We start from the raw sequence: 25209 nt of genomic DNA on the forward strand, positions 1-25209 counted from the left end.
TCTCACATTTTTCGGGTTCTGGTGCGGAGTTTTCGCAGGCTTCTGTAGTTTACATGAAAAGAATGCGCAAAAACAGCGCTGAAAAAGGCGTATTCTTGAATCAGCAAAGAATTTCCTGTTTCAAGAGGACAAGCCATGGGCCCTTTCCCGCACAACGCCCCGAAATCCGTGATCAGCGCCGAGAACCCCGCCGGCACAGATGGGTTTGAATTTGTTGAATTCGCGCATCCCGAACCGCAGGAGCTGCGCGACCTGTTCGCCAAGATGGGTTTTGAAAAGGTTGCGCACCACAAGACCAAACCGCTGATCGAGCTATGGCAGCAGGGCGATGTGACCTACATCCTGAACGCGAACCCCGACAGCTTTGCTGCGAAATTCGTGGAAGAGCATGGCCCCTGTGCCCCGTCGATGGGCTGGCGTGTCGTGGATGCGCAAAAGGCCTATGACCATGCCGTGTCGAAGGGGGCCGAACCCTATGATGCGGCCGACAAGACCATGGATGTGCCCGCGATCAAGGGTATCGGCGGGTCGCTGATCTATTTCATCGACCAGTATTACGAAACCTCGCCCTACAATCAGGAATTCGAGTGGCTGAAGCAGTCCAAACCGCGCGGCGTCGGTTTCTATTACCTCGATCACCTGACTCACAATGTCTTCAAGGGCAACATGGACAAGTGGTTCAAGTTCTACGGCGATCTGTTCAATTTCCGCGAAATCCGTTTCTTTGACATCCAGGGCAAATATACCGGCTTGCTCAGCCGTGCATTGACCTCGCCCTGCGGCCGTATCCGGATTCCGATCAACGAAGACCGCGGCGAGACCGGTCAGATCGTATCCTATCTGAAGAAGTACAAAGGCGAGGGCATCCAGCACATCGCCGTCGGCAGCGAGAACATCTATGACTCGACCGATGCAATCGCCGAACGAGGGCTGAAGTTCATGCCCGGTCCCAACGATGCCTATTATGATATGTCCTTCGACCGCGTGAAGGGCCATGACGAGCCGGTGGACCGCATGAAAAAGCACGGCATCCTGATCGACGGTGAAGGCGTGGTGGATGGCGGCGAGACCAAGATCCTGCTGCAGATCTTCTCGAAAACCGTGATTGGTCCGATCTTCTTCGAGTTCATCCAGCGCAAGGGTGATGACGGCTTTGGCGAGGGCAATTTCAAGGCTCTGTTCGAGTCGATCGAGCGTGAGCAAATTGAATCCGGAGAGATTTCTGCCGCCTGATGAAGACCCAGAATTTGGAACCCGGCCTGCCGGGTTCCATTTTCCGAAACGCGGCGAATTTTATCCGCGCGGCATCTTCAACGTGACGTTGCGGCCGCCTTTCTGATAACGAAGCTCGCTGTCGCCGATCGCGACGACTTTGCCGCCGTCAATCCGATCTCCTACCTTCAGCTTCTTGTAACGACCGCTCGGTAGTCGGACCAAGGCACGCCGATTGGCGGGAGTACCGTAAACGCCGATCAGGTTCAGACGCCGCAGATTCAATGCATTGTCAATCGTGGCCTGGCGCGCCACCGAGGCCCGGCTGGGTATCTTGGGGGCGACGGTTGTGGGTTTGAACGATCCCGCTTCATCGTCATCCGCCTTTGCTACTGCCGCTGTCGACCCCAGAGTGGCCGAGCCGGTTGTTGCTTTTCGGGCCGCCAGAGCGGCCACGGTCGACGGACGAACGCGGGGGCGGGGGACGCGCACCACGGCCAATGCGGTGGGCGTGCGGTCCACGGCCGCGCGCTCTTGGATAGACGCCGGCCTGGATTTCGGGCGAATGACCGCCAGCTCGTCCACCGTCCGGCCGCCCAACTGCACACGCTCAAAGTTCTCAACCAGCGTTTCCGGGCGCAGGCGCGGACGCAGGCCGGCCAGCCGTGTGTCGTCGTCTGTGGCGGTTGGGTCGGTTTCGAACCTGACCGGCACCTGGGGGGGAACCGACGACGGGCGGCCGAGGAACACAAGGATGCCGTCGGGGTTCAATGTCCCCTCAGGTGTCGGAGTGACAAGGCCGCGGTCATCCAGCTCGAAACGGCTGCCCGCGGCATTGGGCAGACCAACCGTAGCCACCGGCTCGTCGGTATCAAAGCTCTCTTCGGCAGGAAGCGCCACAGCATCCTGCGACAGCGCCGCGTGATCAACGGACGACAGGTATACGTCCTCGGGCACCTCGGGATCTGGCAGCGGCAGCGGATCGGGCGCGGTGATCGCCAGGCCAGAGGCTTCTTCGAAATCCTCGACACTTTCCGGATCGCGTTCGACGTGCTCAACGGGCGAGGGCGCAACATTCAATGCTTCCAGAATTGCCTGATCCGTCGGCGTCAATTCGGGGGGTGTGGGTGTCTCCGGCTCGACCAGGGGTGTGCTGGCTTCAAACGTCAGGTCTTCGTCGGCCAATGCCTCGGGGTCGGGCGTGCCCTCGGGCTCAGGAGCGACTTCTGCAAGTCCTTCAGCGTCGGTCTCGGTCAGCGGCGGGGCGGCGATAGAAACTGGCGCAGGTGCCGTTTCGACGATCGGCGCAGTCGCCACCGGGCTGCCGGTTTCGTCTGAACCCGACCAGATCAATGCGACAACGGCCAGCACGACAGCGCCCGCCGCAGCGGCACCAATGTAGCGAACCGGTATGCCGGAATCTGATGCCGCAGGATTCTGTGAGGCGGTTTCAGTCGCTTCAATGAGCGAAACGAATACGTCCGGCTGAGCCGGTTCAGCAATCGGATGCGCCTGAGGCGAGGGGGCCGGATCGGGGTCCGATGCCTGCGAAGCCTGAGGCGCGGGTTCTGCGTCCGGGGCCGGCGCGACAGCAGCAATCTCCTCGGCCGGTGGCTCGGGTGGCAGTGTGATGGATGTCGCGCGCTCGGAGAACTCGAACTCTCTGGTACCGGTCCAAGGCGCATCGGGGGCCAATGTTGCAGCGAACCGGACAGGCACGAACCCGTAGCGACTGGCAAAGGCTCGGGCCTCTTCTACTGTCTCTTTCTCCACCGCAGCTACCAGAAGATCCGACCCATTCGCACGGAGGTCATACATCAACTCGGCAATCTCGCAGCCCGTGGCCTGAGCCAATTCCGCCTCGACCACCTGCGTCACGTCGGAGTCGTCTGGGCTGGTGACCGTGAGGTAGCGCACGTGGTCCGGAGGAATCACGACCGTACAGCTCAGGTCATTCGCCAGGGCGAAACCTCGACCGCGAAGCTCGTTCAGCTGTTCGGAAAAGTCCGGCGCGTCTAGTGATACGGTCCCGATGCCAAACCATTCGTTATCCGAATAGTGCAGCAGAGTGATCCCGTTATCAGAAAGAGACAGCGCAAAAGCGGGTTTCATTATTCAAGGGTGCCGTAATTGTCTGAACCAAAGCAAACGCCCTTGCGTCCGCGCACCGAGATTAAAGCAGGAACCCGCCGAGGGAAAGGAAAAGGCAAAATCTCCCCTTGTCCGGCGAAGGCTTGCCAACCCATCTTTGATCTCAGAAAACAGGAGAGATCACATTGAAGACATTTGCTTTTTTGGCGGCGGTATTGGCGGCGACAGTTGCTGTGGCCGCCCATGCGGAAGAACGTCGCATCCAGGTTTACGGAACCGGCACGGCCGAGGCCGCGCCGGATATGGCAACCATCACGGTGGGGGTGACAAATCAAGACGCGCAGGCTTCGGCAGCAATGCAGGCGACCTCGGACGCGGTTGCCACCGTCCTGAGCCGCCTGAGTGAGATGGGGATCGAATCGCGCGACCTGCAGACCCGCGATCTGTCCCTGTCCCCGGTCTGGTCCGGACGGGGCAACGCGGATGGCGAAGCACCGAGAATCACGGGCTTCGTTGCGTCGAACCGTGTGTTCGTGCGGGTCAGAAATCTGGATGATCTGGGGCAGATCATGGATGCGGTCATTCAGGATGGCGCGAATGATTTTGGTGGTTTGACCTTCACGATTCAGGATCCAAAGCCACTTGAAGCGAAGGCGCGCGCTCAAGCCGTCGCCGATGCTGGGGCCAAGGCCGAACAATTGGCTCAGGCCGCAGGTGTAACCTTGGGTTCAGTCGTGTCGATCAACGAACAGGACGGGGGCATTCGCCCAATGCCCCAGATGCGCGAGATGGCCATGGCCGATTCGGGCGGGGTCCCGGTCGCCGGTGGCGAGGTTTCGGTTTCGGTCACTGTGTCGATGGAGTTCGACATTTCCGAGTGACGTCAGCTTTCGCTGCGGGCCATCAGCGGTTCCCGTTGTTGGCCCGTGGCATCGAAATTCTCAGGTGACAGCCAAGTTTCGAACGCCTGCCGGATGCGTGGCCAGTCCGTATCGATGATCGAAAACCACGCCGTGTCGCGGTTGCGCCCCTTGTAATGGGTGGCCTGCCGAAATTCGCCTTCGAAGACAAAACCCAGCCGTTCGGCGGCCCGGCGCGACGGGGCATTCAGCGCATCGCATTTCCATTCGTACCGGCGATAGCCCAACTCGTCGAACACGCGGCACATCATCAGGAACATCGTCTCGGTCGCGACCGGAGTACGCTGCATCAGCGGCGAGAAATGGATGTGCCCCACCTCGATCGCCCCGGCATTGCGGTCGATACGCATATAGGATGCCATCCCGACGGGCTGCCCGCCCTGGTCCAGAACCGCGTGGAACAGCGGATCGTCCGACGTGCAGGTTTGGGCCAGCCAGGCGGCGAACTGGGCTTGCGAGTCGAACGGGCCGTAGGGCAGGTAGGTCCAATTGCGCCCGTCGGTATCGGCGGCAAACGCCCGGAACAGGCCGGGCGCATGCGCATTCACATCCAAGGGCACCACGCAGCAGAACCGCCCCTGCATGGGCGCGCGCGGTGGGGCCGGGCGCGGGAAATCCCCCGCAACCGGCAGGCCCACGGGCTGCCCCAACGCGTTGATCCGGTGCCCTGGCATTTCGGCCTAGGCGCAAGCCTTGGACAGCGCCTGATCGAGATCGGCGATCAGGTCGTCGGCATCCTCGATCCCGATCGAGACCCGCACCACGTTCGGCCCGGCGCCGGCAGCCTCTTGCTGTTCGGGGGTCAACTGCCGGTGCGTGGTCGAGGCCGAATGGATGATCAGGGACCGCGCATCGCCCAGGTTGGCGACGTGGCTGAAGATCTCGAGCGCGTTCACCAGCTTGACGCAGGCGTCATAGCCGCCCTTGACCGCAAAGGTGAACAGGGCCCCGGCGCCTCTGCGGTAATGCTTCTTGACCCGGTCGTGATAGGGCGACGAGGGCAGGCCCGCATAGGTCACATAGTCCACGCGGTCGTCTTTCTCGAGCCAGGCGGCGATCTTTTCGGCGTTTTCGACATGGCGCTGCATGCGCAGGCTGAGCGTCTCGATCCCCATCAGCGTGTAATGCGCTGCCTGCGGGTTCATCGTCATGCCCAGGTCACGCAGGCCAACGGCGATACCGTGGAAGGTGAAGGCCAGCGGGCCGAAGGTTTCGTGGAACTTCAGGCCGTGATAGGCAGGCTCCGGCGCGCTGAGCGAGGGAAACTTGTCATTGGCGGACCAGTCGAACTTGCCCGAATCCACGATGCAGCCGCCGGTGACCGTGCCGTTGCCGGTCAGGTACTTGGTGGTCGAATGCACGACCAGCGTGGCGCCATGCTCGATCGGGCGGCACAGATAGGGCGTGGCCGAGGTGTTGTCGACGATCAGCGGAATGCCGGCGGCGTCGGCCACATCGGCCAGCGCACGGATATCGGTGACGTAACCGCCCGGATTGGCGATGGACTCGCAGAACACCGCGCGGGTGTCGTCGTCGATGGCGGCCTTAACCGCATCCAGATCATCGGTATCGACGAATTTGGCCGTCCAGCCAAAGCGTTTGATGGTCTGGCTGAACTGCGTGACCGTCCCGCCATACAGCCGGGTCGAGGCGACCACGTTGCAGCCCGGCCCCATCAGCGGGAACAGCGCCATGATCTGCGCCGCGTGCCCCGAAGAGCAGCATACCGCGCCAACGCCACCTTCCAGCGTCGCCACCCGCTCTTGCAGAACTGCCACCGTGGGGTTGGTCAGGCGCGAGTAGATATAGCCGACCTCTTGCAGGTTGAACAAAGCGGCCGCGTGATCGGCATCGCGGAACACATAGGCAGTGGTCTGATAGATCGGGGTCTGGCGCGCGCCGGTCGCCGGATCGGGGCGGGCGCCCGCGTGAATTTGCAGCGTATCAAAACCATAGGTGGGGCCGTCGGACATCCGTCACTCTCCTGTTGGGTATAAGCGTTGCAGAATCTCTAGGCGATTGCCGGGCCCGGCACAATGTCCGCGTCAGCGCAGCCACAGCCCCTTGTTCTTGATCACCTTACGGATGGCCTGCTCGCGCTGGGGCAGGTTGTCCCGGTCGAACATGGCGCGGATCTTGGCGCCCTTGCCCTGATAGACCAGCCGTTTCAGCGGGTCGTAGTTCTTAAGCACCTTCTTGACCTTGTTGGGCGCGGCAACGGTTTCCAGCACCTCGACCACCCGGTCGCTTTCGCGGGCATAGAGCAGCGGAAACAGGCGATAGTGGCAACTGACCGAGCCATCCAGCAGGCCCTCGGGCAGAACATCGCGCCCGCCGCCAAGCGCGTGGATGACCAGCGGCAGCGCCGCCTGGTCCAGCCAAGGGTCCAGGTTCTGGCCGGTCAGGGCGGGGATCTCTCCATCCCGGATGGTGCGGGCATAGTCCAGAAACCGCGCGCCGAGTTGGCGGGGGCATTTGTAAAAGAAATAGCCCGCATTGAAATACAGGTACCGCCGCCAGTATTCCGCCGGTTGGGTCGGGTCGATCGAGCTTTGGAAATCCAGCCCGAACCGGTCATAGAGCGCCCGCCAGATGCCGTCGAAGCCAGGCCCGTACAGGGTTGGCTTGGGCCAGGTGCCCTCGACCTTCTGAGATGCGCCGGGCCGGTCGAAATCGAACGGCACGGCGGCCAGGTCGCCGGTGATCAGCGTGTCGGTGTCGAAGAACACGAAGGGCTCACCCTCGGGCAGGGCGGCCAGCGCCTCGATCTTGTTGCCGTAGGGATAGCTTTGGCCGAACACCTCGGACGAAAAGGGCAGGATCTCGGCATCGAGCTGTTTCAGCGCCTTCAAAACATCCTCGTTGCGGATGCTCGGGTCCTGGCTCCAGCGCGGGCCGGGTTGCGGAACGCCAACGAACAGGCGGCCCGAGAACCCGGGCGAACAATGGCGCAGCGAGGCGGCGAACAGGACGGCTTCGTATTGCAGGCGGTTGTTCTGCCCGATGATCAGGATGTTGAATTTCTGCCGGTCTGCCTGCATCTGCGCCTTCCGTTCGGGGCGCTTGCCCGCCCCTTGCCGTTGGTTTCGACCTACAGCATCGCTGAACCCGCGTCAAAACCGTTGACGCCGCGTGTTTGAAATCGGGCCCGGCACGCCCATGTTGATGGGGAGGGCCAGACAGGAGCGCAACATGCGGATCAATGCGGATTTCACCCAGCGGGTGGCGGTGCACTTCGACCAGACCGAGTGGGTGGCTTCGCCCGCCGCCGGGGTCGAGCGCAAGATGCTGGACCGGATCGGCGACGAGGTGGCGCGCGCCACCACCATCGTGCGCTTTGCCCCCGGCAGCGCCTTTGCCGCCCACACCCATGACGGGGGCGAGGAATACCTGGTTCTGGACGGCGTGTTCCAGGACGAGACCGGAGATTTCCCGGTGGGCAGCTATGTCCGCAACCCGCCGACCTCGTCGCATACGCCCTCTGCCAGCCAGGGCGCGACGATCCTGGTCAAACTGCACCAGTTCGACCCGAACGACCGAACCACCGTGCGCCGCTCGATCAACGGTGCGGACCACGTGCCGCTGTTCAAGGACGACCATGAAGCGGTCGAAATGCGCAGTTCGCCGCCGGGTCAGGTCGTGCCGATTGACGCGCCCGGCGGGGCCGAGGTCTTCGTGATCGACGGCGGTTTCACCGAACAAGGCGAGGAATTTGCGCGATGGGACTGGCTGCGGCTGCCGCCCGGAACGCGCACCGAATTGGGGGCAGGACCGGATGGCGCCCGCGTCTGGGTGAAATCAGGGCACCTGTCCGGCATGGTCTGAGGCCGGTTTCGCCTGAAAAACAGGCAAGTGCCGCCAAAAACCGGGTCATTCGGCCCGGTTTTCTCTTTTTTGACCAATTGGCAAATTTTACCAATTGATAAAATTTTTGTTTGTGGCAAGCTGGTCTCAATAACAAACATATCTACAGGGAGTAGAGTGATGGCACAGGGCCAGATGGCACCCGGCATCGTCGCCGGACGGCTTTCCAGCGATGAGCTGACCTCGAATTTCACCGATCTGCATCCGCCTCTGGCGCCGCACGAGGCTGCTGTGGCGGCCGATCGGTGTTATTTCTGCTATGACGCGCCGTGCGTGACGGCCTGCCCGACCGACATCGATATTCCGCTGTTCATCCGGCAGATTCAGGCGGGACAACCGGAATCGGCGGCCAAGACGATCCTCGATCAGAACATTCTGGGCGGCATGTGCGCCCGTGTATGTCCGACCGAAACGCTGTGCGAGGAAGCCTGCGTGCGCGAAACAGCCGAGGGCAAGCCGGTCGAGATCGGGCGCTTGCAGCGGTATGCGACCGACACGCTGATGCAGGCCGGTGTGCACCCGTTCACACGCGTGGCCCCCACCGGCAAGACCGTTGCCGTGATCGGGGCAGGGCCGGCGGGGCTGGCCTGTGCGCATCGGCTGGCGATGTTGGGCCATGACGTGGTTATCCATGAGGCGAAACCCAAACCCGGCGGGCTGAACGAATACGGGATCGCCGCCTACAAGGCGACCAATGACTTTGCCCAGGCCGAGGTGGACTGGCTGCTAAAGATCGGCGGCATCGCGATCGAAACCGGATCGGTCCTGGGCGACACGATCTCGTTGGACGGATTGTTGGAGGCCTACGACGCGGTCTTCCTGTCAATCGGCCTTGCAGGCGTCAACGCCTTGCGCGCGCAAGGGTCGGACAAGGACGGCGTCAGGAATGCTGTCGACTTCATCGCAGATGTTCGGCAAGCATCCGATTTGGCAAAACTGCCGGTAGGCCGAAATGTGGTGATTATCGGCGGTGGAATGACGGCCGTGGATGCCGCGGTGAAATCCAAGCTGCTGGGGGCCGAACATGTGACCATCGCCTATCGCCGCGGTCGTGACGCAATGGGCGCCAGTCGCTACGAACAGGATCTGGCCGCATCCCACGGCGTCCGAATTCTGTGCAACGTCCAGCCCGTTGCCATCCATGGCAACGGAGCGGCGGCCGAGATCGAATTGGAGTATACTGCCACCGTAGATGGCACGTTGACCGGCACGGGCGAAACCATTCGCCTGCCTGCGGATCAGGTTCTGAAGGCCATCGGTCAGACCTTGGATGGTGCTCCGGAAGGTTTGGAACTCGACGGCAACAAGATCGCCGTTGACGCTACCGGCCGCACCTCGGTTCCCGGGGTCTGGGCCGGCGGAGACTGTGCCGCAGGTGGCGAGGATCTGACCGTGACCGCAGTGGCCGAGGGCCGCGATGCCGCGATGGACATTCACGCCAGCCTGAGTGCCTGAGCGAGGCGTCGGCGCGTGAATATGTGTGACAAGACGAAGATGCATCTTCGCATCAGGGAGGCCGGATAAATGGCTGATTTAAAAACGAACTTTCTGGGCATCGAAAGCCCCAACCCCTATTGGCTGGCCTCGGCGCCGCCGACCGACAAGGAATACAACGTCCGCCGCGCCTTCGAGGCCGGATGGGGCGGCGTCGTGTGGAAAACGTTGGGATCCGAAGGGCCGCCGGTGGTCAACGTGAACGGCCCCCGTTACGGGGCGATCTACGGGGCCGACCGGCGTCTGCTGGGCCTCAACAACATCGAACTGATCACCGACCGACCGCTCGAGGTGAACCTCGAGGAGATGGCCCGCGTCAAGGCGGATTACCCGGATCGCGCCCTGATCGCCTCGATCATGGTGCCGTGTGAGGAGGAGGCCTGGAAAGCCATCCTGCCGCGCGTCGCTGAAACCGGCGCCGACGGGATCGAGTTGAACTTCGGCTGCCCGCACGGGATGAGCGAGCGCGGCATGGGCTCGGCCGTGGGGCAGGTGCCCGAATACATCGAAATGGTCACCCGCTGGTGCAAGAAATACTATGACCGCCCGGTGATCGTGAAGCTGACGCCCAACATCACGGACATTCGCAAGCCGGCGGCTGCGGCCAAGAATGGCGGGGCCGATGCGGTGTCGCTGATCAACACGATCAACTCGATCACCAGTGTCAATCTGGACACGTTCAGCCCTGAGCCTTCGATCGACGGCAAAGGCAGCCACGGCGGCTATTGCGGCCCGGCGGTCAAGCCCATCGCCCTGTCGATGGTCTCCGAGATCGCCCGCGCCGAGGCGACCCAAGGCCTGCCGATCTCGGGCATCGGCGGGGTGACCACATGGCGCGACGCGGCCGAGTTCATGGCGCTGGGCTGTGGCACGGTGCAGGTGTGTACCGCGGCGATGACCTATGGGTTCAAGATCATCGACGAACTGACGGCGGGCCTGTCGCAGTGGATGGACGAGAAGGGATACTCCAACGTCTCGGAAATCGTCGGGCGGGCCGTCCCGAACGTGACCGACTGGCAGTATCTGAACCTGAACTACGTCGCCAAGGCCAAGATCGATCAGGATCAGTGCATCAAGTGCGGCCGCTGCTATGCGGCCTGCGAGGATACCAGCCATCAGGCCATTTCGATGTCGCCCGACCGCTTGTTCGAGGTGATCGACGAGGAATGCGTGGCCTGCAACCTGTGCGTGGATGTCTGCCCGGTCGAGGGCTGCATCTCGATGGTGCCGATGGCGGCGGGCGAGGTCGATCCGCGCACCGGCAAGGTGGTTCAGTCGGACTATGCCAACTGGACGACCCACCCGAACAACCCGATGGCCAAGGCCGCCGAGTGACCGGCGTCAGATCACCAAAAGGGGCCGCGCTGCGGCCCTTTTTTCATGGGGTCAGCAATTTACGGTACAGGGTGTCGATGAAAGGCGCGGCCCCTTCGAACGGGTCTTCGTCGCCCAGGATCGCGCGCACCTGAACATCAAAATCCGCATAGTGCTGGGTCAGCGCCCAGATCGAAAAGATCAGGTGATGCGGGTGCAGGCGGGCGATTTTTCCCTGGTCCATCCAGTGCGTCAGAACGGCCGCCTTCTGATCGACCAGCGCCTTCAGATCGTTCGACAGGGCGTCATGGATACGGGGCGCGCCCTGCACCAGCTCGTTCGCGAACAGGCGGCTTTCGCGCGGCAACTCGCGGCTCATCTGCAGCTTGCGCTTGATGTACGAGAGGATCTCCTCCATCGGCTCGCCGTTTTCGTCAAGGTCGTGCAACGGCGCCAGCCAAGTATCTAGCAGTCCGGATAGAAGCGCAGTGTGGATCGCCTCTTTTGACGGGAAATAATACAAAAGGTTCGGCTTGCTCAGCCCTGCTTCGGCCGCGATCTGATCGACGGTCGCCCCGCGAAAGCCGTGGGCCGAAAACACGTTCAGCGCGGCCTCGAGAATCGCGGCGCGGTTCTTTTTCTGAATTCGGGTCGGGGCGCGGTCTTTGGGCATGTATGCAGGGCGTCTCTTTTTCGAACAAGCAGGTGTTGAATATGCCGATTTTTGCATCGGTGCGATGCAATTTCTTGACTGATGTCGAACCCGTGATAGCGTGAGTTTGACCAGATGGTCAAATCAAGACACCAAAAGCGAGCCAAATCGCAAGCAACAGGGAAGACGAACATGGCAGCTCCGGCGCAGAATCTCAGGATCAATGGCGACAGGTTGTGGGACAGCTTGATGGAGATGGCCAAGATCGGGCCGGGCGTGGCCGGCGGCAACAACCGCCAGACCCTGACCGACGAGGATGCCAAGGGCCGCGCGCTGTTCCAGAAATGGTGCGAAGAGGCCGGCTGTACCATGGGCCTTGACCAGATGGGCAACATGTTCGCCATACGCCCCGGCACCGACCCCGATGCGCTGCCGGTCTATGTCGGTTCGCACCTGGATACGCAGCCGACGGGCGGCAAGTATGACGGGGTGCTGGGGGTTCTGGGCGCGCTTGAGATCATCCGCACCCTGAACGATCTGGGCATCAAGACCAAACACCCGATCGTGGCCACCAACTGGACCAACGAAGAGGGCACGCGCTTCGCCCCCGCCATGCTGGCTTCGGGCGTGTTCGCGGGGATGCACACGCAGGACTGGGCCTATGACCGCGAGGATGCCGAGGGCAAGAAATTCGGCGACGAATTGCAGCGCATCGGCTGGCGCGGCGACGAAGAGGTCGGGGCCCGCAAGATGCATGCCTTCTTTGAGTTGCATATCGAACAGGGCCCGATCCTCGAGGCCGAGGGCAAGGATATCGGCGTCGTCACCCATGGGCAGGGCCTCAGCTGGACCCAGGTGACCGTGACCGGCAAAGACGCGCATACCGGATCGACCCCGATGCCGATGCGCAAGAACGCCGGGCTGGCGATGGCGCGCATTCTTGAAAAGGTGGACGAGATCGCCTGGTCGCACGCGCCTCATGCCGTGGGGGCTGCCGGGCATATCGACGTCTATCCGAACTCGCGCAACGTGATCCCGGGCAAGGTGGTGTTCACGGTCGATTTCCGCTCGCCCGAGTTGGATGTCATCAAGGACATGGAGAACCGCCTGCGCGTCGCCGCCGAGGACATCGTGGATGAGATGGGCCTGCAGGTCGAGTTTGAGAAGGTCGGCGGGTTCGACCCGGTGAAATTCGACGAAACCTGCGTCGCCGCCGTGCGCAACGCGGCCGAGCGGCTGGGCTATTCGCACACCAACATCATCTCGGGCGCGGGGCATGATGCCTGCTGGATCAACCGCGTGGCGCCGACCGCGATGGTGATGTGCCCCTGCGTGGATGGCCTGAGCCACAACGAGGCCGAGGAAATCAGCAAGGAATGGGCAACCGCCGGGGCGGATGTTCTGTTCCACGCGGTCGTCGAAACCGCCGAGATCGTGGAGTAGCCGGGGCCGCGCGCCCTCAATCCACCGGAAAACCAAGAGAGGCGCAACAGACGCGCCCGCAGGGAGTTGAACATGAGCACAGTCATCAAGAACGGAACCGTCGTCACTGCGGATCTGACCTACAAGGCCGACGTCAAGATCGAAGGCGGCGTGATCACCGAGATCGGGCCAGATCTGAAGGGGGACGAGCAACTGGACGCGACCGGCTGTTACGTCATGCCCGGCGGGATCGACCCGCACACGCATCTGGAAATGCCGTTCATGGGAACCTATTCCAGCGATGACTTCGAAAGCGGCACCCGCGCGGCGCTGGCCGGCGGCACGACCATGGTGGTGGATTTTGCCCTGCCGAACCCGGGCGAAAGCCTGCTGGATGCGCTCAAACGCTGGGACAACAAATCGACCCGCGCCAATTGCGATTATTCCTTCCACATGGCCGTGACGTGGTGGGGCGAACAGGTGTTCGACGATCTGAAAACCGTGATCGAACAGCGGGGCATCAACACCTTCAAGCATTTCATGGCCTACAAAGGCGCCCTGATGGTCAATGACGACGAGCTGTTTGCCTCGTTCAAGCGGCTTGCCGAGCTGGGCGGGATCGCGATGGTCCATGCCGAGAACGGCGACGTGGTGGCCGAGTTGCAGGCCAAGCTGCTGGCCGAAGGCAATACCGGCCCCGAGGCCCATGCCTATTCGCGTCCGCCGCAGGTCGAGGGCGAGGCCACCAACCGCGCCATCATGATCGCCGACATGGCCGGGGTGCCGCTCTATGTGGTGCACACCTCGTGCGAAGAGGCGCATGAGGCCATCCGCCGGGCTCGGATGCAGGGCAAGCGCGTCTGGGGCGAGCCGCTGATCCAGCACCTGACGCTGGACGACAGCGAATATGCGCATCCCGATTGGGATCACGCCGCGCGCCGGGTAATGAGCCCGCCGTTCCGCAACAAACAGCATCAGGACAGCCTGTGGGCGGGGCTTCAGTCGGGCTCGCTGAGCGTGGTGGCCACCGACCACTGCGCCTTCACGACCGAGCAGAAACGGTTCGGCGTGGGCGATTTCACCAAGATACCCAACGGCACGGGCGGCCTTGAGGATCGGATGCCGATGCTGTGGACTCATGGCGTGGCGACCGGGCGGCTGACGCCGAACGAATTCGTTGCCGTAACTTCAACAAATATCGCCAAGATACTGAACTGCTATCCGAAAAAGGGTGCCGTGCTGGTGGGCGCGGATGCCGATCTGGTGGTGTGGGACCCGGAAAAGACCAAGACCATCAGCGCGGCGACGCAGCAGTCGGCGATCGACTACAACGTGTTCGAGGGGCACGAGGTCAAGGGCCTGCCGCGCTTTACCCTGACCCGTGGACAGGTCGCGGTGCATGATGGCGAGATCCGAACGCAGGAAGGCCACGGCAAATTCGTCGCGCGCGAGGCCAACACTACCGTGAACAAAGCGCTGAGCACCTGGAAAGAGCTAACCGCCCCGCGCCCGGTGGAGCGGTCAGGCATACCGGCGACGGGGGTGTGATGCGCGAAGGTTACCGAACGGGCGAAAAAGCCAAAACTTCAAGGCAGTAGGATGACATCGGAAAGCAATACCCAGCCCGTGATCGAGGCAAAGAATCTCGACCTGACCTTCCAGACCAATGACGGACCAGTGCACGCCCTCAAGGACGTGAACCTGGCGATCGACAAGGGCGAATTCGTCAGTTTCATCGGCCCTTCGGGCTGCGGCAAGACAACCTTTCTGCGCTGTGTCGCTGCGCTGGAGACACCTACGGGCGGCACGCTGACCGTCAACGGCATGACCCCGGACGAGGCTCGCCGAAACCGGGCCTATGGCTATGTGTTTCAGGCGGCGGGCCTGTACCCGTGGCGGACCATCGCCAAGAACATCAAACTGCCGCTCGAGATCATGGGATATTCGGCGCAGGAGCAGGAAGAACGTGTGAATAACGTTCTGGAACTTGTTGATCTTGCAGGTTTTGGTGGAAAATTCCCCTGGCAGCTTTCGGGTGGGATGCAGCAACGGGCCAGCATCGCCCGGGCACTGGCCTTCGACGCCGATATTCTGTTGATGGATGAGCCTTTCGGCGCACTGGACGAGATCGTGCGCGATCACCTCAACGAACAGCTTCTGGCGCTGTGGGCGCGCACCGGCAAGACGATTGGGTTTGTCACCCACTCGATCCCCGAGGCGGTGTATCTGAGCACCAAGATCGTGGTGATGAGCCCGCGCCCCGGGCGGATTACCGATGTTATCGACAGCCCGCTGCCTAGGGAACGGCCGCTGGACATCCGCGACACGCCCGAATTCATAGAGGTCGCGCATCGCGTGCGCGAAGGGCTGCGCGCCGGGCACGGGGACGATGTGTGATGGGCAGGGATGACATCAGACGCGCGACCGAGGCGGATGTGCCGGCCTGCGCGGCGGTGGTCTCGGCCTGGGTCCGCCAGACCGAGTGGATGACGGATGAATTGCCCCAGCAGGAATTGGAGTCGCTGATCGTGCAGGCCTTCCCGGACCGCGAGATGTGGGTCGTGGGCGAACCCGTCGATTGCTACATGTCGGTCGATCCCGCGGCGCAGAAGGTCGGGGCGCTGTATTGCCTGCGGACCAGGCAGGGCATCGGCAAGCGCCTGCTGGACCGGGCAAAACAGGGGCGCAGCTTTCTGTGGCTGACGGCCCATCAACCGAATGTCGCCGCGCAACGGTTCTATCGCCGAGAGGGTTTTGTCGAAACCGGGACCGAGGCCGCAACGCCGCCCGAGACCGTCCCCGTGGTGCGGATGGAGTGGCACGCATGAAGCAGCTTGTTGCCGTTCTGACCGTTCTGTTGGCCATCGTCGTCATCTGGTACGCGGCCTGCATTCCGATGAACATCAAGGGCGTTCTGACCGAACAGGAACGGGCCGGGGCCGAAGTGGTTCCGCCCTCGGCCAAAGACCGCCGCGACATGGGGGAAATCGGCCTGGCGCTGCGCAACAGCTTTGCCATTCCGGCGACCTGGGCGCAGGACCGGCCGCGTCTGCCCGCGCCGCATCAGGTGGGCATCGAGCTGTGGGAGACCACGGTTCAGAAGAAGATCACCTCGAAACGGTCGCTGGTCTATCACGGCTGGGTGACGCTCAGCGCGACGATTCTTGGCTTTGCCATCGGCACGGGGCTGGGCATCCTGCTGGCGGTGGGGATCGTGCACAGCCGGGTGATGGACCTGTCGGTCATGCCCTGGGCCATCGTCAGCCAGACCATTCCCATCATCGCGTTGGCGCCGATGATCATCGTGGTGCTGTATTCGATCGGCATTCAGGGGATCATCCCCAAGGCGGTGATCTCGGCCTATCTGAGCTTCTTCCCGGTGGTCGTGGGCATGGTCAAGGGCCTGCGCAGTCCTGACGCGATGCAGTTGGACCTGCTGCGCACCTATAATGCAAGCAACGGGCAGGCGTTCTGGAAACTGCGCCTGCCGGCCTCGATGCCCTATCTGTTCGCCTCTCTCAAGATCGGGATCGCCGCGTCGCTGGTGGGGGCCATCGTCGGCGAACTGCCGACCGGCGCCGTGGCGGGGCTGGGCGCGCGTCTGCTGGCCGGCAGCTACTACGGCCAGACGGTGCAGATCTGGTCGGCGCTGTTTGCCGCGGCCATTCTTGCGGCCTGCCTGGTGGGCCTGCTGGGCCTGATCGAGCGGGCGGTGTTGAAACGCATGGGGATGGCGCAATGATGATGGTCGGTCTTGCAATCCTTTTGTGGCTGGCCGGTTGGTGGCTAAACACCCGCCTTGCCAGCGGAACCTATGCCGACGCGCGGGCGGTGCGCATTCTTGCGCCGCTGATCTTCGGTCTGACCGTCATCGGGGTGTGGGAATTGCTGGTGCGCGGGCTCGAGGTGCCTCTGGTCATCCTGCCCGCGCCTTCGGTGATCTGGGACCGGTTCTGGGACAGCCTGCCGATCCTGTGGGCCGATTTCGTGCAGACCATCATCAAAGGCGCGCTCAGCGGCTATGTCATCGGGTGCGGCGCCGCCTTCCTGATGGCAATCGCCGTGGACCGGTGGGACTTCCTGCGCCTGGGCCTGCTGCCGGTGGGCAATTTCGTGGCCGCGCTGCCGATCGTGGGTACCGCGCCGATCCTTGTAATGTGGTTCGGGTTCGACTGGCATTCGAAGGCTGCTGTGGTCGTGGTGATGGTCTTTTTCCCGATGCTGGTGAACACGGTGGCCGGCCTGCGCGAGGCCACCGCAATGCAGCGCGACCTGATGGAGACCTATGCCGCAACCTATTGGCAAAGCTTTCTGAAGCTGCGGCTGCCCGCGGCCATGCCGTTTATTTTCAACGGGTTGAAAATTTCCACCACGCTGGCCCTGATCGGCGCTATCGTGGCAGAGTTCTTCGGCTCGCCCACCTTGGGCATGGGGTTCCGGATCTCGACCAGTGTCGGGCAATTGTCGCTGGACATGGTCTGGGCGGAAATCGTGGTCGCGGCACTGGCCGGAACCGCGTTCTATGGTCTGGTCGCCATGATCGAGAAATTGGTGACCTTCTGGCACCCGTCACAACGCAGTTAAGCGGAACAACAATTCAACAGACCCCGAAAACGGGGCAGCACTAGCAACTAGGAGAAGATGAAGATGAACAAGCTACTGACCGGGGCCATAGCCGCCCTAGGATTCGCCGCAAGTTCGGCCTTTGCCGCAGACGAGGTGACGCTGCAGTTGAAATGGGTCACCCAAGCCCAGTTCGCGGGCTACTACGTCGCCAAGGACAAGGGGTTCTACGAAGAAGAGGGGCTGGACGTCACCATCCTGCCCGGCGGCCCCGACATCGCGCCCACGCAGGTGATCGCGGGCGGTGGCGCTGATGTCACCGTGGAATGGATGCCCGCCGCGTTGGCCGCACGCGAAAAGGGCCTGCCGCTGGTAAACATTGCGCAGCCCTTCAAGAGCTCGGGCATGATGCTGACCTGCTGGAAGGACGCGGGCATTTCCTCGCCCGAGGACCTCAAGAACCGCACGCTGGGCGTCTGGTTCTTCGGCAATGAATTCCCGTTCATGAGCTGGATGAGCCAGCTGGGCATCGACACCGGCGGCAAGAGCGAGAACGGCGTCGAGGTTCTGAAGCAGGGCTTCAACGTCGACCCGCTGCTGCAGCGTCAGGCCGATTGCATCAGCACCATGACCTACAATGAATACTGGCAGGTGATCGACGCCGGCGTCAGCCCCGACGAACTGGTGACCTTCAAGTATGAAGACCAGGGCGTTGCCACGCTGGAAGATGGCCTGTACGTGCTTGAAGAAAACCTCAGCGACCCGGCCTTCGTCGACAAGATGGAACGCTTTGTGCGCGCTTCGATGAAAGGCTGGAAATACGCCGAGGAGAACCCGGACGAAGCCGCCGAAATCGTGTTGGAGAACGATGCGACCGGTGCTCAGACCGAGGAACACCAGAAGCGCATGATGGGCGAAATCGCCAAGCTGACCGCCGGTTCGAATGGCGCGTTGGATCCGGCTGATTTCGAGCGCACGGTGAACACGCTGCTGGCCGGCGGCTCGGACCCGGTGATCACTAAAAAGCCCGAAGGCGCGTGGACCAGCCAGATCACGGATGCAGCCCTGAACTGATTGGCTGTACCATGGCAACAATTCAGCGCGGCCCCCTGTGGGCCGCGTTTGTTTTTGCGGATGTCGGAATTTAACTGTCTTCAGAGGCAGTTTCCTCTATTATTCCTGTAAGATTTTGCGATCCCTACGAAAATTGGTGGATTTGGGAATAAAATGCAGGATTTTGCATCACAATTCAGCCAAGCAGGCCACCTGATCCTGACCGGGGATCCGGACCTTTGGGCGATCGTGACGCTGTCGCTGCAAGTTTCGGTGCTGGCTGTGTTGATTTCAGCCGTGATCGGGATGCCGGTTGGCGCGGCCTTGGCGGTGTCCCGCTTTCCCGGACGGCGCGCGTTGATAATTCTGATGAACGCTCTGATGGGCTTTCCTCCGGTTGTCGTCGGCCTGCTGGTCTACCTGATGCTGTCCCGTTCGGGCCCGCTGGGCGTGCTGGAGCTTTTGTACACCCCGACCGCCATGATCATCGCCCAAACAGTGCTGGTGACCCCGATCGTCGCGGCGTTGACGCGGCAGGTGATCGAGATGCTGGCCGAGGAATATTCGGAACAGTTGCGTTCGTTGGGAGTGTCGCGGCTGGCGTCTGTTCCCGTGCTGTTGTGGGATGCGCGTCTGGCGTTGGTGACTGCATTGCTGGCCGGGTTCGGACGAGCCATCGCCGAAGTCGGCGCGGTGATTATCGTCGGCGGCAACATCAACCATGTGACACGGGTCATGACGACGACGATTGCGTTGGAGACCTCGAAGGGAAATCTGGCCCTGGCGCTGGCCTTGGGGACGATCCTGATCGGAATTGCCGTGGCCGTGAATGCGGCAGTCAGCGCCCTGACGCTTCGGGCCGAGCAGGAAGGGTTGCGCCATGCGTGATCTGATGCCAGAAATGCCCAATTGTCTGCAGGCCGATGGGCTGCGAGTGGAACGCAATGGCAAGCTGTTGCTGGATGTCCCGCAGCTGATGATGGATGGTCCGGGGCCGACTTTGATCCTTGGGCCGAACGGTGCTGGCAAAAGCCTGCTGCTGCGTTGCCTGCATGGTTTGATCAAGGCGGATGCGGGGCAGGTTCTGCAGGATGGCGGAGTTCTGAATGCGGCCCACAAGGCCCGGCAGGCCATGGTGTTTCAGCAACCGGTTCTGCTGCGCCGCTCGGTGTCTGCCAATCTGGATTTTGTTTTGAAACGGCTGGGGCTCGGCAGGGCTGCTCGGAAAAACCGGATCCAAGAACTTCTGGCCGAAGGAGGGCTTGAGACCAAGGCCCGGCAGTCGGCGCGCTCGCTGTCGGGTGGCGAGGCACAGCGTCTAGCCATCCTTCGCGCGCTTGCGCTTGGCCCCGAGACCCTGTTCCTGGACGAACCCACCAGCGCCCTTGATCCTGCGGCGACCCAAATGATCGAGGCGATGATCCTGCGCGCCTCGGCCCGGGGTGTGCGGATCGTGATGGTTACCCACGACGTCGGGCAAGCCCGTCGGCTGGCGGCGGATATCGTGATGATGCAGGGCGGACGCGTGGTCGAGCATGGCGCCGCCAAACAGGTGCTGGAAGCGCCACAATGTCAGGCCTCGCGCCAGTATCTGGCGGGCTGGCTGGTCACATAACAACAACCGGAGGCAATCCATGTTTCGCGCAGCAATCAAAAGCGCAATGATCCTGTTCGGGCTGTTCGCCGGTCCGGCGGCGGCCGAAGAACCATTCATTGTCGTGCAGTCCACGACATCGACCCAGAATTCCGGCCTTCTGGACTTTATCCTTCCAGGGTTCGAGGCGGAAAGCGGGATAGATGTCCGTGTTGTCGCCGTGGGGACGGGGCAGGCGATCCGAAACGCGATCAACGGCGACGGTGACGTTCTGCTGGTGCATGCCAAGCCGGCGGAAGAGCAATTCGTGGCCGACGGCTGGGGTGTCGAGCGGCGGGACGTGATGTACAACGATTTCGTCTTGGTGGGGCCGAAATCGGACCCGGCCAAGATCAAAGGCGGCGACGACGCGGTGGCCGCGTTGGCAGCGATCGCGCAGGCCAAAGCTCCGTTCGCGTCGCGCGCTGATGACAGCGGGACCCACAAGGCGGAGAAGGCTCTTTGGAGCCTGTCCGGAACGGACCCGACCTTGTCGTCGGGCGAGTGGTACCGCGAGACCGGATCGGGCATGGGCGCAACGCTCAACCTTGCTGCGGGCATGGATGCCTATGCCCTGACCGATAGGGCCACATGGCTGTCGTTCGGCAACAAGGGAAACCTCGAGATCCTGGTCGAAGGCGATCCACGGCTGTTCAATCAATACGGCGTAATTCTGGTGAACCCCGAAAAGCATCCGCGGGTCCGGGCGGCCGCGGGAAGAAGGTTCATCGACTGGCTCACTGGCCCCGACGGTCAGGAAGCAATTGCGGCGTACAAATTGAACGGAGAGCAACTCTTTTTTCCGAACGCGCAGCAATAGGGCCGGTCAGTCACTTGCGCCGTTGTGATGGATCTGTCCCAAGCCGGACAGATCGTATCCGCCCAATTCATCGGCGCGACGCCTGAATTTGTCTGTACCCAGAAAAGTCAGTAGTTTCTGCATCGGGGGATCGAAACAGGACCGCCGCCAGATGGCGAGGTCGAGACGTTCGGAGTGGGTCGGAATGAAGCCCAACCCGTAGAGACGCGCCAAGGCTCCGATGCCGAACCCTGCCTCGGCCTTCCGGTCGTGCAGGGCGATTGCCAGTTCCTCTTCGGTGCGGGCACAAGTCGGCAGGGCGTCAAGATCGGCGCGGCTCAGGCCGCAGCTCTCCAACTGGGCATCGAACAAGTGCTGACTGGCGGCACTGTCCTGGCGCAGAACGATACGGCGGCCTTTCAGATCACCAAAATCGGAAATTCCCTGAACCTCGGGGGCCAGCAACAGGCCGCGCTGGCGGCTTGCGACCTCGTACAGAACCACGGGCGCCTCTCCCAGCGCATCGCGGACGGAATTGACGTTGAACCCGCCCGGTTCATGGATGTGCAGTACCGCGGCCTGTGCGTCACGTCGCGCAAGGCGGTTCAGCCCGTCGAATGAGCCGTCGTAATAGGTGGCCAACCCCGAGCCGCTTTCGCGGAGCGCCCAATCCAAAAGGGGGTCATGGCTACCAGCCACGATGTCGGGCAGGGGCGGTTTGACCGTGTCCGGCCCAGTACGCGACGCATTGAGCCAGGCCAGTACCTCGGCCCGGGGAAAGAGAAGTTTTCCCATCGCTTTCACGCAGGGCACTTCGCCCGAAGACGCCAGATCATAGGCCTTGCGTTCGCCAATGCGCAGCAGGTCCGCCAACTCTCGTGTGGTCAGGAATTCGGACATTCAGTCTAGTCGCACCGAGGAGCCGGTCTGTGTCTCGGCGGCTGAGTGTCCGAGTTGCTTCAAAACCATCGGTGCGGCCGCAGTTATGACGACCATTGCGGCGGCAGCTGCAAGAAAGGCTTTCATCTTATCCTCCGGCTTAGTCTGCGGGCGCCGTCGCGCTGCGCAGAAACTCAATCAGGTCAGTGCGGTCCTGCTCCTGCGCGATCCGCTGCATCGGCATCTTCGATCCCGGAATGTAGTGGTCCGGTCCCTGATCGAAAAGAGCGTTTATCGTCTGTTCGTTCCAAACGATATCAGACCCTTTCAGCGTTTCCGAGTAGATGTATCCGGGCAGTGTCCCGGCCTGACGCCCGAATACGCCATGCAGGGTCGGTCCGGCCCGGCGCTGATCGTCCGGCGTAAGGCTGTGGCAGATTGAGCATTTCCGGGCGAACTGCCGTTCTCCGTTTTGCATTTCGCCGGGGTCCTTCAGGAAACTCGGCTCTTGGCTGGTCATCCGTTCCTGTGACCCCAGCGCGGCCACCGGCCAGCTGTACATGGCCTGATCCAGCCCGCCTGCGTACAGGTTCTCTCCATCGGGGGAAAAGGCCAGTGCCCAGACCGGGCCGCGTAGCGTTGCCCGAAAATCCTGCGCAATCCGCCAGTTCTGCGTGTCGATGACCATGATGTAGCCCTCACCATCGCCCACCGCCAGCAGTGACCGATCCGGGCTGAGGGCGAGCGCAAGGATCGGGCGGCGGTCCAACGTGAAATCACGCTCGGCTCCGGTGGTCAGGTCCAGAATGCGGGTCACGCCATCGACCGCGCCATATGCGATCCAACCGTCTTGCGCGTTCAGGACCAGTTCGTTGATGCCGAAACCATGCTCGACCAGTCGCGCGGTTTCGGCCCCGGTCGTCACGTCCCAGACCCGCAAGCTGCCGTCGACCCCGGCGGAGTACAGCGACCGCCCGTCCGGCGCGAAGGCCACCGCGTTGACGCCGCTGCCTGTAGGGCCCAGCAACTTGCGCACACCGCCCTCGGTGGGCCAAAGGCCGATGGTCCCGTCCCAGCTGGCAGTCGCGACTAGGGTCTTTGAGGCGGCAATCCCGACAACCTTGCCCTTGTGCTGGCCAACGACCTGTCCACCGGGCCAACGGCGCAGGGTAAAGTCGTCGCCGGCCGAATAGATCGCCGTGCCGTTGAACACCACCGCGTTCACGGCAGCCTCGTGACCTTCCAGCCAGTCCGGCTGCTGCCCGGACCACAGGCCCACGGAATTGTCGAAACTGGCGGTGGCAATGCGTCCGTCCGGGGCTGTGGCGATGTCCATGATCGGTCCGCCATGGCCCTTGAGCGTGTAGAAATCCGCCGCCAGCGGCAGCGGCAGCGGCAGCAGGGCCAGCGCCAAAGCCAGCCCGCGCATCTATTCGGCAGGCGAGGCCGCGCCGTCGCTGGCCTCCTGTGCCTTTACCTCTTCCAGCCACAGCGAATGGTGCTCGCGCGCCCATTGCTCTTCGACCTCGCCGGTACCCATGGCGTCAAACGCGCCCTCCATGCCGACCGAGCCGAGGTAGATATGGGCCAGGATGATGGCGATGAAGGCATAGGCGACCATGACGTGCCAGATCTGGGCATATTGCATCTCTTCCTGCGGAGACATCTGCGTGGGCAAGTCCAACCCCATCAGTTGGGGCAACCCGGTCGCGTTGGCGATCGCAAACGTCTTGGCGAACATCGGAAGTTCGAACGGGAACAGCAGCGACAGGCCCGACAGGCTGATCGAGACGCCAAGCAGGATGCACAGCCAGAAAATGATCTTTTGACCAGCGTTGAATTTCTTGGCCGGGGGGTGGCTGCCCTTGGTGAACAATCCGCCGCCCGCCGCCAGCCATTTCAGGTCGGTCCGGTTGGGGATGTTGTGGGCGATCCAGTTCACGGTGATCATGAGCAATCCCAGCATGAAGGCCCAGGCCAGATTGTTGTGCAACCACTTGCAGCCTTGCGCGATGGTGGCGAACCCTTCCTTGCCGAACAATGGGATCAGGAAATCTCGGCCGTAGAGCGTCAGCAGGCCGGTCAATCCAAGTATCAGGAACGAGCCGGCAAACAGCCAGTGCCCGAACCTTTCAAATCCTGAAAACCGTGTGACCGTGCGGCCCGTTTTCTCGCCGTCGATGCGGATGCGGCCGCGGATCAGGAAAAACAGCAGCAGAACGACCAGCATCCCGCCCAGAATATAGGTTCCGTATTCGCGCAGGGGACCGGTGCGGAAAGTCCACCACCACATGCCGCCGTCCTGGATCAGTACGCCGGCAGCAGGCCCCTTGGTCGAAACGGTCACATCGGCTGAGCCATAGCGGATGGCGCGATACACATCACTGTCTGAGGCTACGCCGCGCGTGCCCAACTGACCCAGCAGCCCTTCGGCATTGCCTTGCCCGGTATTCTGTGCGCGATAGCTGTTGTCGACCTTCTCGCCGCGTTGCCGGGCCAGAATATCCTCGAGCGTCGTGGCGCCACCGGTCTGCGCGCGCGGGGCAGCGGCTGGTTCGTCTGTGCCGGTCGTGTCCTGTGCAAGCGCGCCGTGCGCGATCCCAAGTGTCAACGTCAAAGCCAGAAAAATGCGCAGCATCGGAACCTCGGTATCAATCCAAAATCGGGTGACCCACCGGGGCGGGTCACCCGTGTTGTCAGGCTGAGGTCTCAGCCGTCCTTCTGGTCGTAGGCCGTGCCCCAACCCCAGGCGCCCGAGCCGAAACCGCGCGCCACGACGCGTTCGCGGTAGATGGCCGAGACCACGTCGCCGTCACCGGCGAGCAGGGCTTTGGTCGAACACATCTCGGCGCAGATGGGCAGTTTGCCCTCGGCGATCCGGTTGCGGCCGTATTTGGCGAACTCTGCGGTCGAGTGCGTTTCTTCGGGACCGCCGGCGCAGAAGGTACATTTGTCCATCTTGCCGCGCGATCCGAAGTTGCCGGCCTGCGGGTATTGCGGCGCGCCGAACGGGCACGCATAGAAGCAATAGCCGCAGCCGATGCACAGGTCCTTGGAGTGCAGGACGACGCCTTCTTCGTTCTGATAGAAGCAGTCGACCGGGCACACAGCCATGCAGGGCGCATCCGAACAATGCATGCAGGCGACCGAGATCGAACGTTCACCCGGTTTGCCGTCGTTGATCGTCACCACCCGGCGGCGGTTGATGCCCCAAGGGACCTCGTGTTCGTTCTTGCACGCGGTCACGCATGCGTTGCACTCGATGCAGCGTTCAGCGTCGCAGAGAAACTTTGCTCTAGCCATTGTCGTCCTC

At 62.4% G+C, this 25209-nt stretch carries 24 protein-coding genes; 15 read left to right on the forward strand and 9 right to left on the reverse strand.

Translation table 11 applies throughout. The features are described from left to right. Window positions 1–135: 135 nt before the first annotated feature. Window positions 136–1233, forward strand: a complete 1098-nt coding sequence (gene hppD, locus ACR0JC_RS00940) for a 4-hydroxyphenylpyruvate dioxygenase (RefSeq protein WP_170389767.1) — start codon at window positions 136–138, stop codon at window positions 1231–1233. A 60-nt stretch (window positions 1234–1293) separates the two neighbouring features. Here the strand turns inward: hppD and ACR0JC_RS00945 are convergent, their stop codons facing one another. Further along, entirely contained in the window at window positions 1294–3324 is a 2031-nt protein-coding gene (locus tag ACR0JC_RS00945) for a hypothetical protein (protein WP_170339650.1), read from the reverse strand. A gap of 164 nt (window positions 3325–3488) precedes the next feature. On the opposite strand from ACR0JC_RS00945, the gene ACR0JC_RS00950 reads away from it, so the two are divergent. After that, window positions 3489–4184, forward strand: a complete 696-nt coding sequence (locus ACR0JC_RS00950; RefSeq protein WP_170339649.1) for an SIMPL domain-containing protein — start codon at window positions 3489–3491, stop codon at window positions 4182–4184. 2 nt (window positions 4185–4186) lie between these two features. Here ACR0JC_RS00950 and ACR0JC_RS00955 read toward each other — a convergent pair whose 3' ends face one another. From ACR0JC_RS00955 to ACR0JC_RS00965, 3 genes are all read right to left on the reverse strand, one after another. Further along, the gene (locus ACR0JC_RS00955; protein WP_170339647.1) at window positions 4187–4897 is read right to left on the reverse strand and encodes a GNAT family N-acetyltransferase; all 711 of its coding nucleotides are present in this window, start codon (window positions 4895–4897) and stop codon (window positions 4187–4189) included. A 6-nt stretch (window positions 4898–4903) separates the two neighbouring features. Beyond that, window positions 4904–6196 (reverse strand): O-acetylhomoserine aminocarboxypropyltransferase/cysteine synthase family protein, encoded by a 1293-nt coding sequence (locus ACR0JC_RS00960; protein WP_170339646.1) that lies wholly within the window; start codon window positions 6194–6196, stop codon window positions 4904–4906. A gap of 72 nt (window positions 6197–6268) precedes the next feature. Then, entirely contained in the window at window positions 6269–7264 is a 996-nt protein-coding gene (locus ACR0JC_RS00965) for a hypothetical protein (protein WP_170339642.1), read from the reverse strand. Window positions 7265–7415: 151 nt separating this feature from the next. Between ACR0JC_RS00965 and ACR0JC_RS00970 the strand changes: the two genes are divergently transcribed. The 3 genes from ACR0JC_RS00970 to preA all read left to right on the forward strand — a co-directional run bounded on the left by ACR0JC_RS00970 (window position 7416) and on the right by preA (window position 10916). After that, window positions 7416–8048 carry a cupin domain-containing protein gene (locus ACR0JC_RS00970; protein WP_170339640.1) on the forward strand — a complete coding sequence of 211 codons (633 nt, stop codon included), beginning with the start codon at window positions 7416–7418 and terminating at the stop codon, window positions 8046–8048. Between the two features lie 159 nt (window positions 8049–8207). Then, window positions 8208–9542: an NAD(P)-dependent oxidoreductase gene (locus ACR0JC_RS00975; protein ID WP_170339638.1), complete on the forward strand. Its 1335-nt coding sequence runs from the start codon at window positions 8208–8210 to the stop codon at window positions 9540–9542. Between the two features lie 69 nt (window positions 9543–9611). Further along, on the forward strand, window positions 9612–10916 hold the full coding sequence (preA, locus tag ACR0JC_RS00980; protein ID WP_170339636.1) for an NAD-dependent dihydropyrimidine dehydrogenase subunit PreA: 1305 nt from the start codon (window positions 9612–9614) through the stop codon (window positions 10914–10916). A 43-nt stretch (window positions 10917–10959) separates the two neighbouring features. Here preA and ACR0JC_RS00985 read toward each other — a convergent pair whose 3' ends face one another. Next, complete coding sequence (locus ACR0JC_RS00985) at window positions 10960–11568, reverse strand: TetR family transcriptional regulator C-terminal domain-containing protein (RefSeq protein ID WP_093961802.1); 609 nt, start codon at window positions 11566–11568, stop codon at window positions 10960–10962. Between the two features lie 171 nt (window positions 11569–11739). Between ACR0JC_RS00985 and ACR0JC_RS00990 the strand changes: the two genes are divergently transcribed. The 10 genes from ACR0JC_RS00990 (at window position 11740) to ACR0JC_RS01035 (ending at window position 21038) form a co-directional block, all read left to right on the forward strand. Next, window positions 11740–12990, forward strand: a complete 1251-nt coding sequence (locus ACR0JC_RS00990; protein ID WP_170339634.1) for a Zn-dependent hydrolase — start codon at window positions 11740–11742, stop codon at window positions 12988–12990. A 72-nt stretch (window positions 12991–13062) separates the two neighbouring features. Continuing rightward, a complete protein-coding gene (hydA, locus tag ACR0JC_RS00995) occupies window positions 13063–14517 on the forward strand; it encodes a dihydropyrimidinase (RefSeq protein ID WP_170339632.1) in 1455 nt (484 codons plus the stop codon). A 51-nt stretch (window positions 14518–14568) separates the two neighbouring features. Further along, window positions 14569–15366 (forward strand): ABC transporter ATP-binding protein, encoded by a 798-nt coding sequence (locus tag ACR0JC_RS01000; protein ID WP_170339630.1) that lies wholly within the window; start codon window positions 14569–14571, stop codon window positions 15364–15366. Further along, entirely contained in the window at window positions 15366–15797 is a 432-nt protein-coding gene (locus ACR0JC_RS01005) for a GNAT family N-acetyltransferase (RefSeq protein WP_170339628.1), read from the forward strand. Before ACR0JC_RS01000 ends, ACR0JC_RS01005 begins: the two co-directional genes overlap by 1 nt. Beyond that, the gene (locus ACR0JC_RS01010) at window positions 15794–16711 is read left to right on the forward strand and encodes an ABC transporter permease (RefSeq protein WP_170339626.1); all 918 of its coding nucleotides are present in this window, start codon (window positions 15794–15796) and stop codon (window positions 16709–16711) included. The genes ACR0JC_RS01005 and ACR0JC_RS01010 overlap by 4 nt, the downstream gene beginning before the upstream one ends. After that, the gene (locus tag ACR0JC_RS01015; RefSeq protein WP_170339624.1) at window positions 16708–17553 is read left to right on the forward strand and encodes an ABC transporter permease; all 846 of its coding nucleotides are present in this window, start codon (window positions 16708–16710) and stop codon (window positions 17551–17553) included. Before ACR0JC_RS01010 ends, ACR0JC_RS01015 begins: the two co-directional genes overlap by 4 nt. 63 nt (window positions 17554–17616) lie before the next feature. Beyond that, window positions 17617–18606 carry an ABC transporter substrate-binding protein gene (locus tag ACR0JC_RS01020; RefSeq protein WP_093961809.1) on the forward strand — a complete coding sequence of 330 codons (990 nt, stop codon included), beginning with the start codon at window positions 17617–17619 and terminating at the stop codon, window positions 18604–18606. Between the two features lie 153 nt (window positions 18607–18759). Next, on the forward strand, window positions 18760–19473 hold the full coding sequence (locus ACR0JC_RS01025) for an ABC transporter permease (protein ID WP_170339622.1): 714 nt from the start codon (window positions 18760–18762) through the stop codon (window positions 19471–19473). Next, complete coding sequence (locus ACR0JC_RS01030; RefSeq protein ID WP_170339620.1) at window positions 19466–20200, forward strand: ATP-binding cassette domain-containing protein; 735 nt, start codon at window positions 19466–19468, stop codon at window positions 20198–20200. The genes ACR0JC_RS01025 and ACR0JC_RS01030 overlap by 8 nt, the downstream gene beginning before the upstream one ends. Before the next feature lie 19 nt (window positions 20201–20219). Further along, window positions 20220–21038 carry an ABC transporter substrate-binding protein gene (locus ACR0JC_RS01035; RefSeq protein ID WP_170339618.1) on the forward strand — a complete coding sequence of 273 codons (819 nt, stop codon included), beginning with the start codon at window positions 20220–20222 and terminating at the stop codon, window positions 21036–21038. Window positions 21039–21044: 6 nt separating this feature from the next. On the opposite strand, the gene ACR0JC_RS01040 is transcribed toward ACR0JC_RS01035, so the two are convergent. The 4 genes from ACR0JC_RS01040 to fdh3B all read right to left on the reverse strand — a co-directional run bounded on the left by ACR0JC_RS01040 (window position 21045) and on the right by fdh3B (window position 25199). Continuing rightward, window positions 21045–21917 carry a helix-turn-helix transcriptional regulator gene (locus ACR0JC_RS01040; RefSeq protein ID WP_170339616.1) on the reverse strand — a complete coding sequence of 291 codons (873 nt, stop codon included), beginning with the start codon at window positions 21915–21917 and terminating at the stop codon, window positions 21045–21047. 139 nt (window positions 21918–22056) lie between these two features. Then, complete coding sequence (locus ACR0JC_RS01045; protein WP_170339614.1) at window positions 22057–23325, reverse strand: c-type cytochrome; 1269 nt, start codon at window positions 23323–23325, stop codon at window positions 22057–22059. Beyond that, the gene (locus tag ACR0JC_RS01050) at window positions 23326–24534 is read right to left on the reverse strand and encodes a formate dehydrogenase subunit gamma (RefSeq protein ID WP_170339612.1); all 1209 of its coding nucleotides are present in this window, start codon (window positions 24532–24534) and stop codon (window positions 23326–23328) included. A 71-nt stretch (window positions 24535–24605) separates the two neighbouring features. Beyond that, the gene (gene fdh3B, locus ACR0JC_RS01055) at window positions 24606–25199 is read right to left on the reverse strand and encodes a formate dehydrogenase FDH3 subunit beta (protein ID WP_005983764.1); all 594 of its coding nucleotides are present in this window, start codon (window positions 25197–25199) and stop codon (window positions 24606–24608) included. Window positions 25200–25209: the final 10 nt, after the last annotated feature.

The sequence above is a fragment of the Ruegeria sp. CH5 genome, assembly GCF_056537025.1.

What these genes read in the sequence shown, in the direction of transcription:
- hppD (WP_170389767.1), top strand. Translation starts at nt 136, where the DNA reads ATGGGCCCTTTCCCGCACAACGCCCCGAAATCCGTGATCAGCGCCGAG.
- ACR0JC_RS00945 (WP_170339650.1), bottom strand. Translation starts at nt 3,324, where the DNA reads ATGAAACCCGCTTTTGCGCTGTCTCTTTCTGATAACGGGATCACTCTG.
- ACR0JC_RS00955 (WP_170339647.1), bottom strand. Translation starts at nt 4,897, where the DNA reads ATGCCAGGGCACCGGATCAACGCGTTGGGGCAGCCCGTGGGCCTGCCG.
- ACR0JC_RS00960 (WP_170339646.1), bottom strand. Translation starts at nt 6,196, where the DNA reads ATGTCCGACGGCCCCACCTATGGTTTTGATACGCTGCAAATTCACGCG.
- ACR0JC_RS00965 (WP_170339642.1), bottom strand. Translation starts at nt 7,264, where the DNA reads ATGCAGGCAGACCGGCAGAAATTCAACATCCTGATCATCGGGCAGAAC.
- ACR0JC_RS00970 (WP_170339640.1), top strand. Translation starts at nt 7,416, where the DNA reads ATGCGGATCAATGCGGATTTCACCCAGCGGGTGGCGGTGCACTTCGAC.
- ACR0JC_RS00975 (WP_170339638.1), top strand. Translation starts at nt 8,208, where the DNA reads ATGGCACAGGGCCAGATGGCACCCGGCATCGTCGCCGGACGGCTTTCC.
- preA (WP_170339636.1), top strand. Translation starts at nt 9,612, where the DNA reads ATGGCTGATTTAAAAACGAACTTTCTGGGCATCGAAAGCCCCAACCCC.
- ACR0JC_RS00985 (WP_093961802.1), bottom strand. Translation starts at nt 11,568, where the DNA reads ATGCCCAAAGACCGCGCCCCGACCCGAATTCAGAAAAAGAACCGCGCC.
- ACR0JC_RS00990 (WP_170339634.1), top strand. Translation starts at nt 11,740, where the DNA reads ATGGCAGCTCCGGCGCAGAATCTCAGGATCAATGGCGACAGGTTGTGG.
- hydA (WP_170339632.1), top strand. Translation starts at nt 13,063, where the DNA reads ATGAGCACAGTCATCAAGAACGGAACCGTCGTCACTGCGGATCTGACC.
- ACR0JC_RS01000 (WP_170339630.1), top strand. Translation starts at nt 14,569, where the DNA reads ATGACATCGGAAAGCAATACCCAGCCCGTGATCGAGGCAAAGAATCTC.
- ACR0JC_RS01005 (WP_170339628.1), top strand. Translation starts at nt 15,366, where the DNA reads ATGGGCAGGGATGACATCAGACGCGCGACCGAGGCGGATGTGCCGGCC.
- ACR0JC_RS01010 (WP_170339626.1), top strand. Translation starts at nt 15,794, where the DNA reads ATGAAGCAGCTTGTTGCCGTTCTGACCGTTCTGTTGGCCATCGTCGTC.
- ACR0JC_RS01015 (WP_170339624.1), top strand. Translation starts at nt 16,708, where the DNA reads ATGATGATGGTCGGTCTTGCAATCCTTTTGTGGCTGGCCGGTTGGTGG.
- ACR0JC_RS01020 (WP_093961809.1), top strand. Translation starts at nt 17,617, where the DNA reads ATGAACAAGCTACTGACCGGGGCCATAGCCGCCCTAGGATTCGCCGCA.
- ACR0JC_RS01025 (WP_170339622.1), top strand. Translation starts at nt 18,760, where the DNA reads ATGCAGGATTTTGCATCACAATTCAGCCAAGCAGGCCACCTGATCCTG.
- ACR0JC_RS01030 (WP_170339620.1), top strand. Translation starts at nt 19,466, where the DNA reads ATGCGTGATCTGATGCCAGAAATGCCCAATTGTCTGCAGGCCGATGGG.
- ACR0JC_RS01035 (WP_170339618.1), top strand. Translation starts at nt 20,220, where the DNA reads ATGTTTCGCGCAGCAATCAAAAGCGCAATGATCCTGTTCGGGCTGTTC.
- ACR0JC_RS01040 (WP_170339616.1), bottom strand. Translation starts at nt 21,917, where the DNA reads ATGTCCGAATTCCTGACCACACGAGAGTTGGCGGACCTGCTGCGCATT.
- ACR0JC_RS01045 (WP_170339614.1), bottom strand. Translation starts at nt 23,325, where the DNA reads ATGCGCGGGCTGGCTTTGGCGCTGGCCCTGCTGCCGCTGCCGCTGCCG.
- ACR0JC_RS01050 (WP_170339612.1), bottom strand. Translation starts at nt 24,534, where the DNA reads ATGCTGCGCATTTTTCTGGCTTTGACGTTGACACTTGGGATCGCGCAC.
- fdh3B (WP_005983764.1), bottom strand. Translation starts at nt 25,199, where the DNA reads ATGGCTAGAGCAAAGTTTCTCTGCGACGCTGAACGCTGCATCGAGTGC.